The organism is Pseudomonas sp. HMWF006 (assembly GCF_003061205.1).
Taxonomy (GTDB): Bacteria; Pseudomonadota; Gammaproteobacteria; order Pseudomonadales; family Pseudomonadaceae; genus Aquipseudomonas; species Aquipseudomonas monsensis.
Map to the genome: position 1 here is coordinate 386 of NZ_QAIU01000424.1, position 16,187 is coordinate 16,572.

Annotated in this window: 15 protein-coding genes and 1 pseudogene; 4 read left to right on the forward strand and 12 right to left on the reverse strand. The window is 60.9% G+C overall.

The features are described 5' to 3' along the window. A partial coding sequence (gene ligD / locus DBR24_RS17770; protein WP_256591600.1) for a DNA ligase D occupies positions 1-2,163 on the forward strand: 2,163 nt, incomplete at its 5' end. On the opposite strand, the gene DBR24_RS17775 is transcribed toward ligD, so the two are convergent. The 3 genes from DBR24_RS17775 to sodC all read right to left on the reverse strand — a co-directional run bounded on the left by DBR24_RS17775 (position 2,164) and on the right by sodC (position 3,635). Next, the gene (locus DBR24_RS17775; RefSeq protein WP_177490608.1) at positions 2,164-2,565 is read right to left on the reverse strand and encodes a hypothetical protein; all 402 of its coding nucleotides are present in this window, start codon (positions 2,563-2,565) and stop codon (positions 2,164-2,166) included. 80 nt (positions 2,566-2,645) lie between these two features. After that, entirely contained in the window at positions 2,646-2,960 is a 315-nt protein-coding gene (locus DBR24_RS17780) for a DUF2388 domain-containing protein (RefSeq protein WP_025111286.1), read from the reverse strand. A gap of 153 nt (positions 2,961-3,113) precedes the next feature. After that, on the reverse strand, positions 3,114-3,635 hold the full coding sequence (gene sodC, locus DBR24_RS17785) for a superoxide dismutase family protein (protein WP_128615402.1): 522 nt from the start codon (positions 3,633-3,635) through the stop codon (positions 3,114-3,116). Between the two features lie 235 nt (positions 3,636-3,870). On the opposite strand from sodC, the pseudogene DBR24_RS34855 reads away from it, so the two are divergent. The 3 genes and pseudogenes from DBR24_RS34855 to mqo form a co-directional block, all read left to right on the forward strand. After that, a pseudogene (locus DBR24_RS34855) lies at positions 3,871-4,626 on the forward strand (MCP four helix bundle domain-containing protein); the annotation flags it as partial. A gap of 132 nt (positions 4,627-4,758) precedes the next feature. Continuing rightward, positions 4,759-5,484 (forward strand): methyl-accepting chemotaxis protein, encoded by a 726-nt coding sequence (locus tag DBR24_RS34860; RefSeq protein ID WP_371921311.1) that lies wholly within the window; start codon positions 4,759-4,761, stop codon positions 5,482-5,484. A 497-nt stretch (positions 5,485-5,981) separates the two neighbouring features. Then, positions 5,982-7,631 (forward strand): malate dehydrogenase (quinone), encoded by a 1,650-nt coding sequence (gene mqo, locus DBR24_RS17795; RefSeq protein ID WP_128615404.1) that lies wholly within the window; start codon positions 5,982-5,984, stop codon positions 7,629-7,631. A 121-nt stretch (positions 7,632-7,752) separates the two neighbouring features. On the opposite strand, the gene DBR24_RS17800 is transcribed toward mqo, so the two are convergent. From DBR24_RS17800 to DBR24_RS17850, 9 genes are all read right to left on the reverse strand, one after another. Beyond that, entirely contained in the window at positions 7,753-8,181 is a 429-nt protein-coding gene (locus tag DBR24_RS17800; RefSeq protein ID WP_123467650.1) for a nuclear transport factor 2 family protein, read from the reverse strand. A 45-nt stretch (positions 8,182-8,226) separates the two neighbouring features. Next, positions 8,227-8,547 (reverse strand): hypothetical protein, encoded by a 321-nt coding sequence (locus tag DBR24_RS30940; RefSeq protein ID WP_158277042.1) that lies wholly within the window; start codon positions 8,545-8,547, stop codon positions 8,227-8,229. 271 nt (positions 8,548-8,818) lie between these two features. Then, positions 8,819-9,010, reverse strand: a complete 192-nt coding sequence (locus tag DBR24_RS17815; protein WP_128615405.1) for a hypothetical protein — start codon at positions 9,008-9,010, stop codon at positions 8,819-8,821. A 210-nt stretch (positions 9,011-9,220) separates the two neighbouring features. Then, on the reverse strand, positions 9,221-10,609 hold the full coding sequence (locus DBR24_RS17825; RefSeq protein WP_128615406.1) for an amidohydrolase family protein: 1,389 nt from the start codon (positions 10,607-10,609) through the stop codon (positions 9,221-9,223). A gap of 13 nt (positions 10,610-10,622) precedes the next feature. Further along, the gene (locus tag DBR24_RS17830) at positions 10,623-11,990 is read right to left on the reverse strand and encodes a nucleobase:cation symporter-2 family protein (protein WP_128615407.1); all 1,368 of its coding nucleotides are present in this window, start codon (positions 11,988-11,990) and stop codon (positions 10,623-10,625) included. Between the two features lie 263 nt (positions 11,991-12,253). Beyond that, entirely contained in the window at positions 12,254-13,303 is a 1,050-nt protein-coding gene (locus DBR24_RS17835) for a GTP-binding protein (RefSeq protein ID WP_128615408.1), read from the reverse strand. Between the two features lie 93 nt (positions 13,304-13,396). After that, entirely contained in the window at positions 13,397-14,026 is a 630-nt protein-coding gene (locus tag DBR24_RS17840; RefSeq protein WP_128615409.1) for a UbiX family flavin prenyltransferase, read from the reverse strand. Further along, entirely contained in the window at positions 14,023-15,408 is a 1,386-nt protein-coding gene (locus tag DBR24_RS17845; protein WP_128615410.1) for a UbiD family decarboxylase, read from the reverse strand. The genes DBR24_RS17840 and DBR24_RS17845 overlap by 4 nt, the downstream gene beginning before the upstream one ends. Positions 15,409-15,628: 220 nt before the next feature. Further along, positions 15,629-16,187: amidohydrolase family protein (locus DBR24_RS17850; protein WP_146189076.1), on the reverse strand; the 559-nt coding region annotated here is incomplete at its 5' end.

Consider the following 16,187-nt stretch of genomic DNA (forward strand, 5'->3'; position numbering starts at 1 on the left):
AGTGCCGCCCGCCCGCAGGAGGATTACGACGTACTGGTCGCCGAGCCGGACAGCGTATTGAGTGAGCGGACAATTGTCGGCAAACCCAAACTGGCGGCCGAAACCAGCAAAACGGCGAAAAAGACTAAGACCCCATCACGCAAGCCGACCAGCGCCACACTTGGCGGGGCGCACAAGGCGAAAATGCCTGCTTCGCTCAAACCGCAACTGGCGACGCTGGTCGACAGTGCGCCGCAGGGCCAGTGGAGTTACGAGATCAAGTTCGACGGTTACCGGATCATGGCGCGGATCGACGGTGACCAGGTGCAACTGTTCACACGCAATGGCCATGACTGGACGCACAAACTGGCGCAACAAGCCGCGGCGCTGGCCGCGCTGGGTCTCGAGTCGGCGTGGCTCGACGGCGAAATGGTCGTTGCCGATGAACACGGCGTGCCGGATTTCCAGGCGCTGCAAAACGCCTTCGAGAGCGGACGCAGCGGCAACATTCTTTATTACCTGTTCGATCTGCCGTATCTCAACGGCGTCGACCTGCGCGAAGTGCCGGTCGAGGAGCGCCGTGCGGCCCTGTCCACAGTGCTCGGTGCCCATGAACAACCGTTGCTGCGGTTCTCCGAGGCGTTCGATGAAACCCCGGAGGCGCTGCTCAACAGCGCCTGCCAGATGCAGATGGAGGGCGTGATCGGCAAGCGCCTCGGCTCGCCTTATGTGTCCCGCCGCAGCGGCGACTGGATCAAACTCAAATGCAAACACCGGCAGGAATTCGTGATCGTCGGCTACACCGATCCGAAAGGCTCGCGCAGTGCTTTCGGCGCCTTGTTGCTGGGCCTGCATGACCGCGACAGGGGTGAACTGCGCTATGCCGGCAAGGTCGGCACCGGTTTCAACGAGACCACGTTGAAAACCCTCCTGGGCCAGCTCAAACCCTTGCAGGTGAAGAAAGCCGCCGTGGTCAATCCACCGAGCGGTTTCGAAGCCAAGGGCGTGCATTGGTTGAAACCGAAATTGCTCGCCGAAGTCGCGTTCGCCGAAATGACCCAGGACGGTTCGGTGCGCCACGCAGTGTTCCATGGCTTGCGCGATGACAAGCCGGCCAAGGACATTACCGAAGAGCGAGCGACGCCCTTGAAGACATCCAGAACCAAGGCCTCCGACAGCAAGGCTTCCGCCGGCAAGCCTTCCGCCAGCAAGCCTTCCACCAGCAAAGCAGGCGCAAAAAAACCGGCAACAAAATCCGCTGCGAGCAAGGCGCAAACCGTGCCGTCACAACGGGACCTGGCCAATGGCAAGGTGCGCATCACTCACCCGGACCGGGTGATCGACGCCGTCAGCGGCACCACCAAGATGCAACTGGCCGAGTACTACGCCAGCGTCGCCGAATGGATTCTGCCGCAACTCAAGGATCGCCCGGTGGCGTTGGTGCGTGCTCCGGATGGTATCGCCGGCGAACTGTTCTTCCAGAAAAATGCCGAGCGGCTGGCGATTCCTGGCATCACAACGCTGGACAAGGATGTCACCGGTCAGCCCGTGATGTTGATCAACAATGCTGAAGCGTTGATCGGCGCGGTGCAGATGAGCACGGTCGAACTGCACACCTGGAATGCCACCACAGTCGATCTGGACAAGCCCGATCGCTTCGTCCTCGACCTCGACCCAGACCCGGCGCTGCCGTGGAAAAGCATGGTCGAAGCCACTGCGCTGACGCTAACAGTGCTCGATGAGCTGGGCCTCAAGGCCTTTCTGAAAACCAGTGGCGGCAAGGGTATCCATCTGGTCGTACCGCTGACCCGTAAGCTCGGCTGGGACGAGGTCAAGGACTTCAGCCACGCGATCGTCAGCCACATCGCCAAGCTGTTGCCGGATCGTTTTTCGGCGGTGTCAGGGCCGAAAAACCGCGTCGGACGGATCTTCATCGACTACCTGCGCAACGGTCTGGGGGCCACCACCGTTTGCGCCTACGCGGCGCGTACCCGTGAGGGCTTGCCGGTGTCGGTGCCGCTGTTTCGTGAGGAGGTCGCCGAGATCAAGGGCGGCAACCAGTGGAACATCCACAATGTTCACGAGCGCCTGGCTGAGGTCGGCGACGAACCTTGGGCAGACATGAAGAAAACCCGTCAGAGCATCACCGTACAGATGCGCAAACGGGTCGGCATGCACCCGTGATCAGGTATCACGCAGCAAGTCGTGGGCGTTGAGCAGTTCGAAGGCGATTTGCGGATGATTTTCCAGGCCGCGACGAATCGCTGCCGGGATCGCCGCACGTGTCTTGCGACAGAGTCCCGGCAACTCATGGATTTGAATGGCGATACCGCGCATGGTGCGCACTTCGTTGAAACCGGGCGCGACATCGACGCGAATCCCCAGTTGCTCGAACATGCGCTGTTGCAGGTGCCGCAGATCGGCAAGATCCTTGAGCCTTTCCAGACGCGCCAACAGGCGTTTTTCTTCCTCGCGGGTCAGGCGCAGGATGCGCACATCCGCGCCGGGCGTTTCCAGCAACGGATCGCGCCCGCAATTGCAGGCGCCGGGCGGGCAGGGTGAGCGCAGGGGCACAGAAGTCGTCATGGCCTCCATCATAGAGGCCGTCGGACAGTTTTGCCTATGCGCCGTCAGCGGCCATCCATCGGCCGCGTCATCCCTGACGGCTACTGATTCAGACCTTCGTAATGCACCAGAATCGCATTGGCGAGGTCTTCATCGCTGGCGTTGAGACCGGGGTTGTCGTGACGCACCTGTTGCAAGACCGACTCAAGATAAACCCCACGGATGGCCCCGCCGCTGGCGACAAATGCAGACAAGTCGTCACGGGCCGGGATCACCATCTTGTGATCCTTGAAGGTCGAGTACAGCGACGCGGAGACACCCGCCGAGGTGGCAACATCACCCGCATCGACGCGGGCCAGCGCCGAACCGACCGGCAGGCATAAGAGTAAAGAAGAAACGAGCACTAACTTGCGCATGACGGTGTTCCTCCACAAGCGCGAAGCAAAAAGGAAATACTGCATAGTGTGAGAGGGGCGCGGTGGGGCGGAGTTCCGTAGGGCGCTAAAGTCTGTGTGAATGTAAAAAAGACTTGGGCAACGCCGTTAAGGGTTGCCCGGGTTCAAGCGCGCTCAGATCACCCCGCAGGCCATGCGGTCGCCGCCACCGCCCAAAGGTTTCGGCTGGTCGGAGTGATTGTCGCCGCCGGCGTGGATCATCAGCGCGTGACCCTTGATCTGGGAGATTGTCTTCAGGCGCGGTGCCAGCACCGGATAGCTGGCCATGCCGTCGACGGTCACGTAAACCGCCGGCAAGTCACCCAGATGGCCATCGGCATAAGGGCCGAGGTGTTTGCCGGTTTTCTGCGGGTCGAAGTGCCCTCCGGCGGCCAGTGCGGCGCCTTTCACGCCATCCTTCATGCCGGCTTCGCAACTGCCGTTTTCATGGACATGGAAGCCATGTACGCCGGCCGGCAGGGATTTCAGGTCCGGGGTGAACAACAGGCCATACGGCGTCTCACTGACCGTAATCGAGCCGATGACCTGCGGCGCGCCATTGGCACTGACCAGATTGATGGCGACTTTTTCGGTGGCTGCCTGAGCCGTACCAATGGCGAAGGTGCCTAGCAATCCCATCCACAGTGCGCGTTTCATTAGCGTTTCCTTTTGCTGCCTGAGTGTTTTGAACGCCGGACTCAATAGCCCGGCGGTATTAACCCGCGATGAAGGTGTGCAAAGTGAGACTTGCCGCGCAATCCGAAAGTTTTACCGCGCTTCCCCCGCGCGCAGACACCTGCTGTCACGTTCTGGCACGGCAGACCCGCGTAAATAGGCTTAACTGAAGATCTGACAGGCGCTTGCGGGCGTGGCGAAGGGGGAGAACATTACGGTGTCGATCAAACTGCGTTTAGTGTTGCTGATTGTTACCAGCCTGCTGACGGCGTTGATCGTGAGTCTGGTCAGTTATGTCGGCAACGTGCGAATGGCTTCGGCGGTCAGCGACAATGCGGTGAGCATGAGCGCACTGCGCAACCACATGGAAGCCGACATGATGCACGACGCCCTGCGCGCCGATGTCTACTCGGCGATGTTGGTCGGGTTGGGCAAGAGCACCAGTACAGCGACCGAGGTGCGTGACTCGATCAATGAGCATGCCGGGCACTTCCGGGAAGTGCTCGATGACAACCTCAAGTTGCCTATCAACCCGACGCTGCGCACGGCGCTGGAACAGATCAAGCCGAATCTCGATACCTACATCAATGCTGGTGAGCGCATCGTCGGGCTGGCGTTGGACAACCCGGACGCCGCGCAGCAGGAACTGGGCACCTTCAACACCGCCTTCAGCCAGCTGGAAGAGCAGATGGCTGCGTTGAGTGAATTGATCGAATCCAACACGCAGCAGACCAGTGCGGCGACTGAAGCGGCGATCCGCAATGCCAACATCGCGCTCGGCGTGGTGCTGATCGCCAGCCTGTTACTGCTGTTGGCGCAAGGGCGCTGGGTCATCCTGAGTATCATGGGCCCGCTGAAGTCCGCCAGTCACATTGCCGAAAGCATCGCCCATGGCAACCTCGGCGAGCCGATCATCGAACCGACCGGCAAGGATGAAGCCAGTGCGCTGATCCGCACACTGGCGACCATGCAGCGCGATTTGCGCAACATGATCGACGTGGTGCGACGCAACGCCCACGGCGTCAGCGGCATGAGCGAACAACTGAGCCACGGTTGCCATCAGGTCGCCGACAGCAGCCAGCAACAAAGCGTCGCCGCCGGCACCATGGCCGCGGCTGCCAGCCAGATGACCGCGAGCATCGAGGAAATCACCCGCCATGCCGAACGCGCCCTGAGCATGGCCAATCAGGCTGAATCACTGGCAAAGAATGGCGGGCAGGTCATCCATCAAGTGGTCAGCGACATGGACGACATTGCCCGCTCGGCGCAACAGTCGGCGCAGGTAATTCGTACGCTGGATCAGGAATCCGAAGGCATCTTCAACATTATTCAGGTGATCAAAGGCATTGCCGATCAGACCAACCTGCTGGCGCTCAATGCCGCGATCGAGGCAGCCCGGGCCGGTGAACAGGGCCGGGGCTTCGCGGTTGTGGCGGATGAAGTGCGCAGTCTGGCGGCGCGAACCAGCGCCTCGACCCAGGAAATTGCCGCGATGGTCGCGCGCATCCAGCACAGCACCCGCGAGGCGGTCAGCAGCATGGAGGCCGGTGTGGCGCAGGTCGACAAGGGCATGGCAGTGACGGCGGACGTCGAACGGGCGATTCGGGAAATTCTGCAGGCCACGCTGAGCACGACACAACTGGTCAACGACATCACCCGCACCATTGGCGAACAGAGCCAGGCGAGCAATGAAATCGCTCATCAGGTGGAGATGATTGCGGGGATGTCCGAGGGCAATAGCCGGGTGATCGGGCAGACGGCGAATACCACCGATGAATTGTCGAGCCTGGCGGGACAGTTGGCGCAGTCGGTGGATCGGTTTCGTCTGTAAGGCTGCCGTGAGTCAACTCAGCCTGCGCTGCCGGAATGGGCCCCTTAGCGGTCAAGCCCGCTCCCACGGGGTTTTGTCGTGTGAATATCGACCCCGTGGATCGTTTGAAGGCTTCAGCCAGAGCCAGCGTCGGGTTCATGTTCAGCGTTTGCCGGCCGATAATTCCCACAGCGGAAAAAGACCATCAAGTCGGGAACAGACGCGCGGGTTTGCCCTGACGTGATATTCTTCGCGCCAACTTGGTTTGACCTTATTCAGTTTGCTTGCCTTCGGGCGGGCTGACGGAATCCCTGTCGCTCAAGTAGCTGAGCCAATAATGATAAGAAGTCAGTTCAGAAGGGACATTAACTGAGGTCGATGCAGCATGTCGGCCTTGTGTGCCCACCCGTCAAAATTGAAGTGTGCCGGAATCTGCGACGCGAGCCTGAGCGTCATCAAAGCGGATCGCATACTGATAACAGCGGCGGGCGGAAGGCGTTTTATCATAGGTGCAACAGATGTTTAAAAAAGTGAACACAGCCCTGCTGGGGCTGGCTTTGGCGATGGGGATGTCTTCCGCCAATGCTCAAGACCCGAAGAAAGTCGATGTACTGCTGATTGGCGGCGGCATCATGAGCACCACCCTGGGTGTGTGGATCAATGAGCTGGAGCCGAGCTGGTCGATGGAAATGGTCGAGCGCCTCGACGGCGTCGCCCTGGAAAGCTCCAACGGCTGGAACAACGCCGGTACCGGTCACTCGGCGCTCGCCGAGCTGAACTACACCCCGGAAGACGACAAAGGCAACGTCACGATCCCGAAAGCTGTCGAGATCAACGAAGCGTTCCAGGTCTCCCGTCAGTTCTGGGCCTGGCAGGTTCAGCAAGGCGTTCTGAAGAACCCTCGCTCGTTCATCAACACCACGCCGCACATGAGCTTCGTGTGGGGTGATGACAACATCAAGTTCCTGAAAAAGCGCTACGAAGCCCTGCAGGCGAGCCCGCTGTTTGCTGGTATGCAGTACTCCGAAGACCCGGCTGTGATCAAGAAGTGGGTTCCGCTGATGATGGAAGGGCGTGACCCGAACCAGAAAATCGCGGCCACCTGGAGCCCGCTGGGTACCGACATGAACTTCGGCGAAATCACCCGCCAGTTCGCCGCTTACCTGCAGACCAAGCCTAACTTCGACCTGAAACTGTCGAGCGAAGTCCAGGACATCACCAAGAATGCCGATGGCACTTGGCGCGTCAGCTACAAAAACCTGAAAGACGGCAGCAAAACCGAAACCGACGCCAAGTTCGTGTTCATCGGCGCTGGCGGCGGCGCGCTGCACCTGCTGCAGAAGTCGGGCATTCCTGAAGCCAAGGAATACGCAGGCTTCCCGGTTGGTGGTTCGTTCCTGGTGACCGATAACCCGGCCATCGCTGAACAGCACCTGGCCAAGGCCTACGGTAAAGCGTCGGTTGGCGCACCACCGATGTCCGTTCCGCACCTGGACACCCGTGTCCTGGACGGCAAGCGTGTCATCCTGTTTGGCCCATTCGCGACCTTCAGCACCAAGTTCCTCAAAGAAGGCTCGTACCTGGACCTGCTGACCAGCACCACCACCCACAACATCTGGCCTATGACCAAGGTCGGCATCAAGGAATACCCGCTGGTCGAGTACCTTGCTGGCCAACTGATGCTGTCGGATGAAGACCGTCTGAACGCGCTGAAGGAATACTTCCCGAACGCCAAAGCCGAAGACTGGCGCCTGTGGCAAGCCGGCCAGCGCGTGCAAATCATCAAGCGTGATGAAGCCGCGGGCGGCGTGCTGAAACTGGGCACCGAAATCGTTGCTGCACAAGACGGCACCATCGCTGGTCTGCTGGGCGCATCGCCAGGCGCGTCGACCGCTGCACCGATCATGCTGAGCGTGCTGCAGAAAGTCTTCAAGGACAAAGTCGCGACCCCTGAGTGGCAAACCAAGCTGCACCAGATCGTTCCAAGCTACGGTACCCAGCTGAACAGCGATCCAGCCAAAGTGGCTGCAGAGTGGGCTTACACTGCCAAGATCCTCGAACTGCCGACGCCTCCGGTGATCGGTCAGGTCGCTGCTCCGGCAGTCGATGCTGCGGCTGACAAGGCCAAGGCTCCGAAGGAAAACGCTGCACGTGACATGGCGCTGTAACCAGACGCCTGACACACAAAGCCCACTGAACCGGCGACGGTCAGTGGGCTTTTTTGTGGCTAAGTGTTTTGCAGGTGCTGTCGAGTGAAACGAGGCTGCTCCCACCCGGTCTTTAAGGTGCTCAGGATTTGGCCTTGGCCAGATAGACACCCAGGCGCCGTCCCATCTCTTCGCCCAAGGCCTGTAATCCGCTCAGGGGCCGTACCATCACTTCAAACTCGACAATCTTGCCGCTTTCGTCAAAGCGAATCATGTCGATGCCTTTCAGTTCTTTCGTCCCGACTTTCGCACTGAACTCCAGAATCACATTCAAGCCATCGGCAGTCGCCAGTTCCCGGTGATAGTGGAAATCCTCAAACACCTCGAAGACGGTGTTGAGGATCATCGACACCACCGGCGCGCCGGGGTAGGGCGTGTGGGCCATCGGCGAGCGGAACACGGCTTGCGGATCGAGCAAACCGGGCAGGGCGCTGAGGTTGCCGGTGCGGATCATTTCGTGCCATTTGCCCAGCGATACGGCGACATTGGGTTGCAGGTTCAGGTCGGTCATCTTCACTCCAGAGTTTTTCTTTTTGTTCTTGCGACGGCAATGACTCTAGATCAACCACGCCGAAATTGAACCCTCGTGCCGCAATCTGAATATCCGCCCATGGCCCAAGCAGATCAGATGAGCATCTGATCCGTATTTTTTCACTGGATCTGCCTCTGTAACCGGCGCAGTCATACGCTCAAAATGCCCCGGCAGTTCGGTCACTCGCGGCAGTTCTTCATCCCGAAGCGCCCAGTGCACCGCAAGCTCAGCATTGAGGAGAGCAACATGAACAAGATGGCGTTTTTTCTGGGTGGATTCCTGACACTGACCATTCTGATCGGCCTGCTCGCGACGATTTCGCCGGTCTGAGGCGATCTCCTTCAAGTGACGTCCACAGGTGTGCCGCGCAAAACCTGTTCGTCTACAACGGCAAACCAGGCCACAAGATTGTTCAGGTATACGACGCGTCGTTTATCGATCCGGGCGTATACGCTTGTGAGCAGGTCAATGGCCACGAAAGTGACGGCGCGCCCTTCAGCGAGCACGCGCCGTTGGTGCCGAAAGGCTTGCACGAACTGCTGAAGAACGCCGGCTTGCTCCGCTGAGCCCAGTCGAGGGGTGACGCTATCGCGAACTTGCTCGCGATAGCGATCTGTCAGTCACCGCTGTTTCGGCGACGTTCAATACCGTCCGGGTTGCCAACGTCCAGCAACCTTCTTTCCACCAATACATTTTCAAGGGCCTGGCGCTCGATTGGCGCCATTTGGTGCTCACGCTTTTTCAGCTCCAGCAGGATCGGGCTGGACCAGGTGCGGTAGGTCTGTTCGATGTTGCGACGCGACGTCATCAGTCTCTCCTTGAAAAAGAGCCCGGTGTTGCGGGCAGGGGCTCTATCCGATGAGGTAGTAACTCTAGATGACAAACCCTGAAGTCGCGAATGCACTGCGATCTCCTGTAGGAGTGAGCCTGCTCGCGATAGCGGTGTGTCAGCTGAGATTTACTTCACTGATACTCCGCTATCGCGAGCAGGCTCACTCCTACAGGGGGTGGGTATTAATCAGTCGTCAACGTTCATCAACTGCTGCACACCTTCCCACGCCTCGGCACGCATGCGCTCGATATCCAGGCCCGGGATCACGCCGTTATCCACGACCACACGGCCGCTGACCAGGCTGTATTTGACGGTGATCGGCTCGCCCGCCACGACCGGTGCAACAGCGCTGTCGTGGAAGCCGAAGAACCGTGGATGATCGAGGCTGTAAATCACCAGGTCTGCCGCTTGCCCGACTTGCAGCGTGCCGACCGCGCCAAGTCCCAGCACCTGTGCACCTCCCGCCGTGCCCCAGTGAATGACGTCTTCGGCCGTGGTGGCCGAAGCGCCTTGTTGTGCCCGGTGAATCAGCCATGCCGTGTTCGTTTCACCGACCATGCTACCGGATTCATTGGACGCCACGCCGTCGACACCCAGTGAGATCGGCACGCCGGCCTCGTACATCTGCGGCACCGGCGCCACGCCGCTGCCCAGCCGCGCATTGCTCACCGGACAGTGGGAGATGCCGGTGCCGGTCTGGGCGAGCATGCGGATCTCACCCGGTTGCAGGTGCACGGCGTGGGCGAACCACACATCCGGGCCGAGCCATTCGTGTTCGGCGACGAATTCCACCGGTAGGCAGTTGTATTTCTCGCGGCAGAAATTCACGTAATTCTGCGTTTCCGACAGATGCGTGTGCAGGCGCAGACCAAGACCCCGGGCGGTGTGCGCCAGTTCGCGCAACAGCGTTGGCGGCAATGAGAACGTCGGCGTGGTCGGCGCCACCACGACCCGGCGCAACGCATCCGGTGTGTCCTGGTGATACCGCGCTTTCAGCCGTTCGATGTCGCCGACCATTTGCTCAAGGCTTTCCGGTTGCAGCGCGGTTTTCGAGAAGCCTGGATGCGCGCTGGCCGATTCCAGTGCGCCGCCACGGCACAGCACAAAGCGCAGGCCGAACTCCTCCGCCAGATCGAACAGGAGATCCCCGGTCTCGGTGCTGCCGTGGGCGTGGTAGAGGTAGTGGTGATCGGCGCAAGTGGTGACGCCGGACAGCAACAACTCGACCATGCCCAGGCGCGCGGCGATCTGCGCCAGTTGCGGAGTGAAACGGTTCAAACGCGGGTAGGGCACACTGGCCAGCCAGCCTTGCAGATCCTGGTTCAAGCCTGCGGGTACGGCTTTGAGCAGGTTCTGAAACAGGTGATGGTGGGTGTTGATCCAGCCCGGATAGACCACGCAGTTACGCGCGTCGATCACCCGTTCGCCGGGTTGTGGCTCGAGGTTCGCGGCCATTTCAGCGATGCGGCCGTTGACCACACGGATGTCGACGGCGCCGGCCCGGGCACGCGGGCCGCGCAGGCCGGTCATCACCGCGACGGGGTGTTTGATCAGGATGTTTTGCAGATGAGTCATGGGCAGGCTCCAGTCAAAGAATGTGCGAGGCGGATTTGCTGGCGGTGGTTTCCGGCACGCTGACGCCATTGAGTGCAGCGTTGAGCAGCACCGACACCAGGCAGGCGATGACCACGCTGCTGTGCAGGAACGGCTGCGACCACTCGGGTAATTGTTTGAACAGGGTCGGCGCGAGCACCGGCACCAGCGCGGCGGCGATGGTGAAACCGACGATCAGCACGTTGTAGCGATTGCGCTCGTAGTCGACTTTGGCCAGGGTCTGAATGCCCGCTGCGGCAACCACGCCGAACATGGCAATGCCCGCACCACCGAGGGCGGCGGTCGGCATCGAGGCGATGATTGCGCCGGCCTTCGGCACCAGCGCGATCGAGCACATCAGCAAGCCGCTGACCGCGACCACCCAACGGCTGCGCACACCGGTGAGGATCACCAGGCCGACGTTTTCCATGAAGGCGATAAAGGGAAACGCGGCGAACATCCCGGCGATGGTGCTGGCCAGACCGTTGGCGCGCAGGCCGTTGATCACCTGTTTGTCTTCCACCGGTTTCTCGACGATGTCACCGATGGCCACGAACAGCCCCATTGACTCGACCATCTGCACGATCATCACCACCACCATGGTCGCGATGGGAATCAGGCTGAAGGTCGGCAACCCGAAGTAGAACGGATAGGGCACGGTCAGCCACGGCGCTTCTTCGACGCTGTGGAAACTGCCCATGCCCAGACCGTAGGCCAGACCGGCGCCGATCAGCATGCCGATCAACACCGCCATGTTGCGCAGCAACGGGCTGCCGTAGCGGTTGACCAGCAGGATGGTCAGCAGCACCACCACCGCTACGCCGAGAAACGCCGGCGCACCGAAGTTGCTCGCGTTGCGCCCGCCACCGACCCACTCATAGGCAATCGGGAACAGCTGCAAGCCGATGACCGTGACGATGCAGCCGGTCACCACCGGCGGGAAGAGCCGGCGCAATCGGCCTACGAACGGCGCCATCAACATCGTGAAAATCCCGGCGCCGATCACCGCGCCGCAGACTCCGGCGAAGCCCACCTCGGGGTTGCTGCCGATGGCGATCACCGGGCCGACGCTGCTGAACGCTACGCCTTGCAGGATTGGCAAACGCACGCCGAATTTCCAGAAACCGACGGTCTGCAACAGGGTGGCGATGCCTGAGCAGAACAGCGTGGTGCTGATCAACACCACCGTGTCGGCGTGGGACATTTTCAGGGCGCTGGCGACAATCAACGGCACGGCGATGGCGCCGATGTACGAGACGGCCATGTGTTGCAGGCCGAGGGTGAGCATCTGTCGCACCGGCAAAATGCGGTCGACGGGGTGCACGGTGGATGCGGTTTGCGCTGGGGATGTGGCTGACGACATGGGGAAACACCTCTGGCTGTTTTTATGCGGTAGAGAGGGGTATTCGTCTGATGCCGATCAGCTCAAGAACACAGTGGAACCCTGTGGGAGCTGGCTTGCCAGCGATGGCGGTTGATCAGTCACCCTATTCATCAACTGACGATCCGCTATCGCTGGCAAGCCAGCTCCCACAGGTTCTGTGTTGTTCCTTCTGTTGTGGCATCAGTCATTCGTTCATTCATTCGTGCTGCGAAGCCGCCATCCACCGGCTCCAGTGCCGTGTTTCAGCCTGCCAGGCAGGCGGCGAAGCCCTGGTTCAGCGCCGCGCGGTCCAGGTCGCGGCCGATGAACACGATCTTGCTCGAACGGGGCTCCGTGCCCCACGCAGTCGAGGCGCGGAACTCCACCAGGCTGTGCACGCCTTGCAGCACGTAGCGCTGGTCTTCATTGGCCACGGCGAGCACGCCTTTCATGCGATAGAGGTTGTCGGCCTGGGAGGCGCGCAACTCGCTGATCCAGCGGTGGAACGCCATCAGATTGACCGCGCCGTCCACAGCGATGCCCACCGATGACACGCTCGGATCATGCTGGTGATCAGGTTCTTCGGCGTGATGGTCGTGTTCGTGGTGAGCGTGATCGTGTTGTTGCGCGCCAATTTCCATCAGCTTTTGCGTGCACTCGAAGGCCCCGATGCCGAGGATTTTCGTCAGGTCGATTTGCGCGTGGGTCGAGGTCACCAGATCAGCCGTGGCGTTCAAGCCACGGATCTTGCCACGCAGGATTTCCACCTCGTCGCTGCTGACCAGATCGACCTTGTTGATGATGATCCGGTCGGCACAGACGATCTGGTCTACAGCCTGATTTTCGACGCCATCGAGTTGCAGATCTTCCAGGTGCTGGGCAATGTGCCTGGCATCGACCATGGTCACGATCGCGTCGAGTTCGACTTCCTCGGCGATCGGATCATTGATGAAAAAGCTCTGCGCCACCGGGTACGGATCGGCCAGACCGCTGGTCTCGATCAGGATGTGATCGAGACGCACCGGGCGCGCCACCAGTTCGCGGACGATGCGCACCAGGTCCTCGCGGACCTCGGCGGTGCAGCATACGCAGCCGTTGACCATCTCGTAGATTTCTTCGGTTTCCGAGCTGAGCACCAGATCGCCGTCGATGCCGACCTCGCCGAACTCGTTTTCGATCACGGCGATCTTGCGCCCATGGTTTTCCTTGAGGATGTAGTTGAGCAGGGTGGTTTTCCCGGCACCGAGGAAACCGGTGAGGATGGTCACGGGGATTTTGGTGTTCGGGGTTGGGGCGTTGAAGGGAGTGTTCATGGTGAGGCTCCTTTGTACTGATTGACCGGTGCACGATGAATTCGGGTGATGCTGCTTCATTGTGGGAGCGAGCTTGCTCGCGAATGCGGTGTGTCATTCAGCAGTGATGGCGACTGTTCCACCGCTTTCGCGAGCAAGCTCGCTCCCACAGGATGCTTGGTGTTCTCGCCATCGTTGTGCGACGCCGGCATCGAGACCGAACAGGTCGAGTACGCGACCGAGGCTGTGGTCGACCATTTGTGCCAGGTTCTCCGGGCGGGCGTAGAACGCCGGCACCGGCGGGGCGATGATCCCGCCCATCTCGGTGACGGCGGTCATGTTGCGCAGGTGGGCGAGGGTCAGTGGCGTTTCGCGGGCCATCAGCACCAGCGTGCGACGTTCCTTGAGGGTGACGTCGGCGGCGCGGCCGATCAGCCCCGATGACGTGCCGGTGGCAATCTCCGCCAGCGTGCGCATCGAACACGGCGCGACGACCATGCCCAGGCAACGGAACGAGCCACTGGCAATCCCGGCAGCGACGTCATCGGCGCGGTGGTAATGGCTGGCGAGCGCCGTGACGTCGGCCAGCTTGTAGTCGGTTTCATGGGCCATGGTCAGCAGCGCGGCGCGGCTGATGATCAGGTGGCTTTCGATGTCCAGTTCGCCGAGCAATTGCAGCAGGCGCACGCCGTAGATGAAGCCGGACGCGCCGCTGATGCCGACCACCATCCGCTGGCGGTTCACGCTGGCATGCCTTTGAGCAGTTGCCGCGCACGTTCGAGCACATCCTGATCGAGTTGCGCCTTGATCCCGTCAAAGCCTGAACCGCGGGTGGCATCCAGCCCCATGCGTGAGGTGGTGCCATTGACTGAAGAGGATGGATCGAGGGGACTGCCGGGCAGACCGTCGATCATGAACATGTCCAGGTGCGGCTGGAAATGCGTGGCCAGTGCCCACAGCACCTGGCTGTCGTCGCTGATGTCGATATCGCTGTCCACCGCAATCACGGTTTTCAGGTACGGATCCCAGCCAAGCAGCGCGAGCATGATCTGCCGCGCCTCGCCGTCACGGCTCTGATCCAGCGCCACATAGCAGTGAAAGTGGGTGCCGGAGTTCGGGTAATGCACGGCAGTGACGGCGGGGAAACGGGCTTTCAGTTTCTCGCTCATTTCTGCCTCGCGCGGCAGGCGGGCGAGGGTCAGGTGTTCGGCGTAGCGTCCGCCCATGACGTCCACCAGCCAGGCGTCTTTACGCTTTAGCAGGGTGTCGACGCGCAACACGTTGTTGGTCGAGCGATCCGAGGAGTAACCGCTGAACTCACCGAACGGGCCTTCCTCGGCGTAGGCCGCCGGGTCGATGGCGCCTTCCAGAACGAACTCGGCGTAAGCCGGCACGCCGATGCCGTAGCGCGGGGTTTTCACCAGCTCCAGTGGCGCGCCGAACAAACCGCCAGCCACGGCGCGCTCATCGCTGCCATAGGGTAAACGCGCAGCGGCGGCGAGCATGAACAGCGGATGCGCACCGACCACCATCGCCACGCGCAATTCTTCGCCGCGCTCACGGGCAGTTTGCAGCATCCGCCACAGGTGCCCGCGAGAGTGCAGGCTGGTGGCGAGCGCTTGCCGGGCATGGCGCATCGAGCGGTGGTAGCTCATGTTGGCGATGCCGGTCAGCGGGTCTTCGGCGATGATGATCGCGTTGGTGATGTATGGGCCGCGATCGCTGTCGAAGTGCTTGAGCATCGGCAGCAGCGCCAGGTCCAGCGCTTCGCCTTCGAAGATTTCATCGAGGATCGGGCCGCTTTCCACATAGCGCGGGGCGATGGACTGATTGGCGCGGCGCTGGAAGGTTTCGTGCAATTGCGCCGGGGTGACGCCGAACAGCCGGGCAATGCGGGTACGGGAGGCGAACACATTGGTCGCCACCGGCACCCCGAGGTGGCCGACGTTTTCGCAGATCAGCAGCGGATCGCGGCCTTGTGCAGCGAGGGCGTCGACCAGGGCGGTGACGTCCTGATCGGCAGAAACGGCTTGGGTGATGGTCAGCACATCGTCCGGGTATTCACGGCGATAGGCGTCGATGAACACGTGAAAGTCCTGGGAATCGCCGAGCGTCGAACGGGTCATGGTTGCACCTCTTAAAAAGCAGGCACGCAGGGGTGAGAAGGCGTTCGATCGAGCAGCCGTTGGCCTGCCGGTCGAAGGAACGCCGGGTCATCTTCGTGCCTGTAAAGTCGCTGTGTTGCCCACATGAAACACTGGAGATCCCTAGTGGTGAGGGCCTTTGTGGTGAGGGGATGAATCCCCTCACCACAGGGTTCCCTTGTGTCCCAGGGCTCTGCGTTAACTAGAGGTAAGTGGTGGTCAGGCGTATGTCGGCCTCGACCAGATCCTTCGGCGGTGGCGTCGGTTCGATCCCGCACAACCGGGCGATGTTGTTGCCCAGGTAGTCTTCGAGATGGTCCTCATCAATCCCCAACCCCTGCGGCGCCGGCGAGCACAACACCTCCAGTTCGCGCAGCCACATGCCCGGTTCGTTCGGCGGCGAGTCGGTGCCGAACACGATCTTGTTGCGCGGCAGTTCCTTGGCGAACTCGACGATCCGCGACTGAAAGCACCAGCCCGATTCGCAGTACACGTTTGGCGTGTCCATCGCCATCCAGAACGCCTCGAACGAGTAGTTGCCGCCGGTCTGGATACCAAAGTGACCGATGATGAAATTGACCATCGGGAACTCGCGGATGATCGGGTAGAACATCGTCGGAATCGTGTACGGGCCGTCGCCGGTGTGGATCAGCACAACAATGTTGTACTTGGCGCAGACCTTCATCGCCGGACGCAACCAGTCCAGCGCCCGGTCCGGGCGATAGCCGTGCATGTTGGCGTGCAGCTTGAGCATCTTGAAG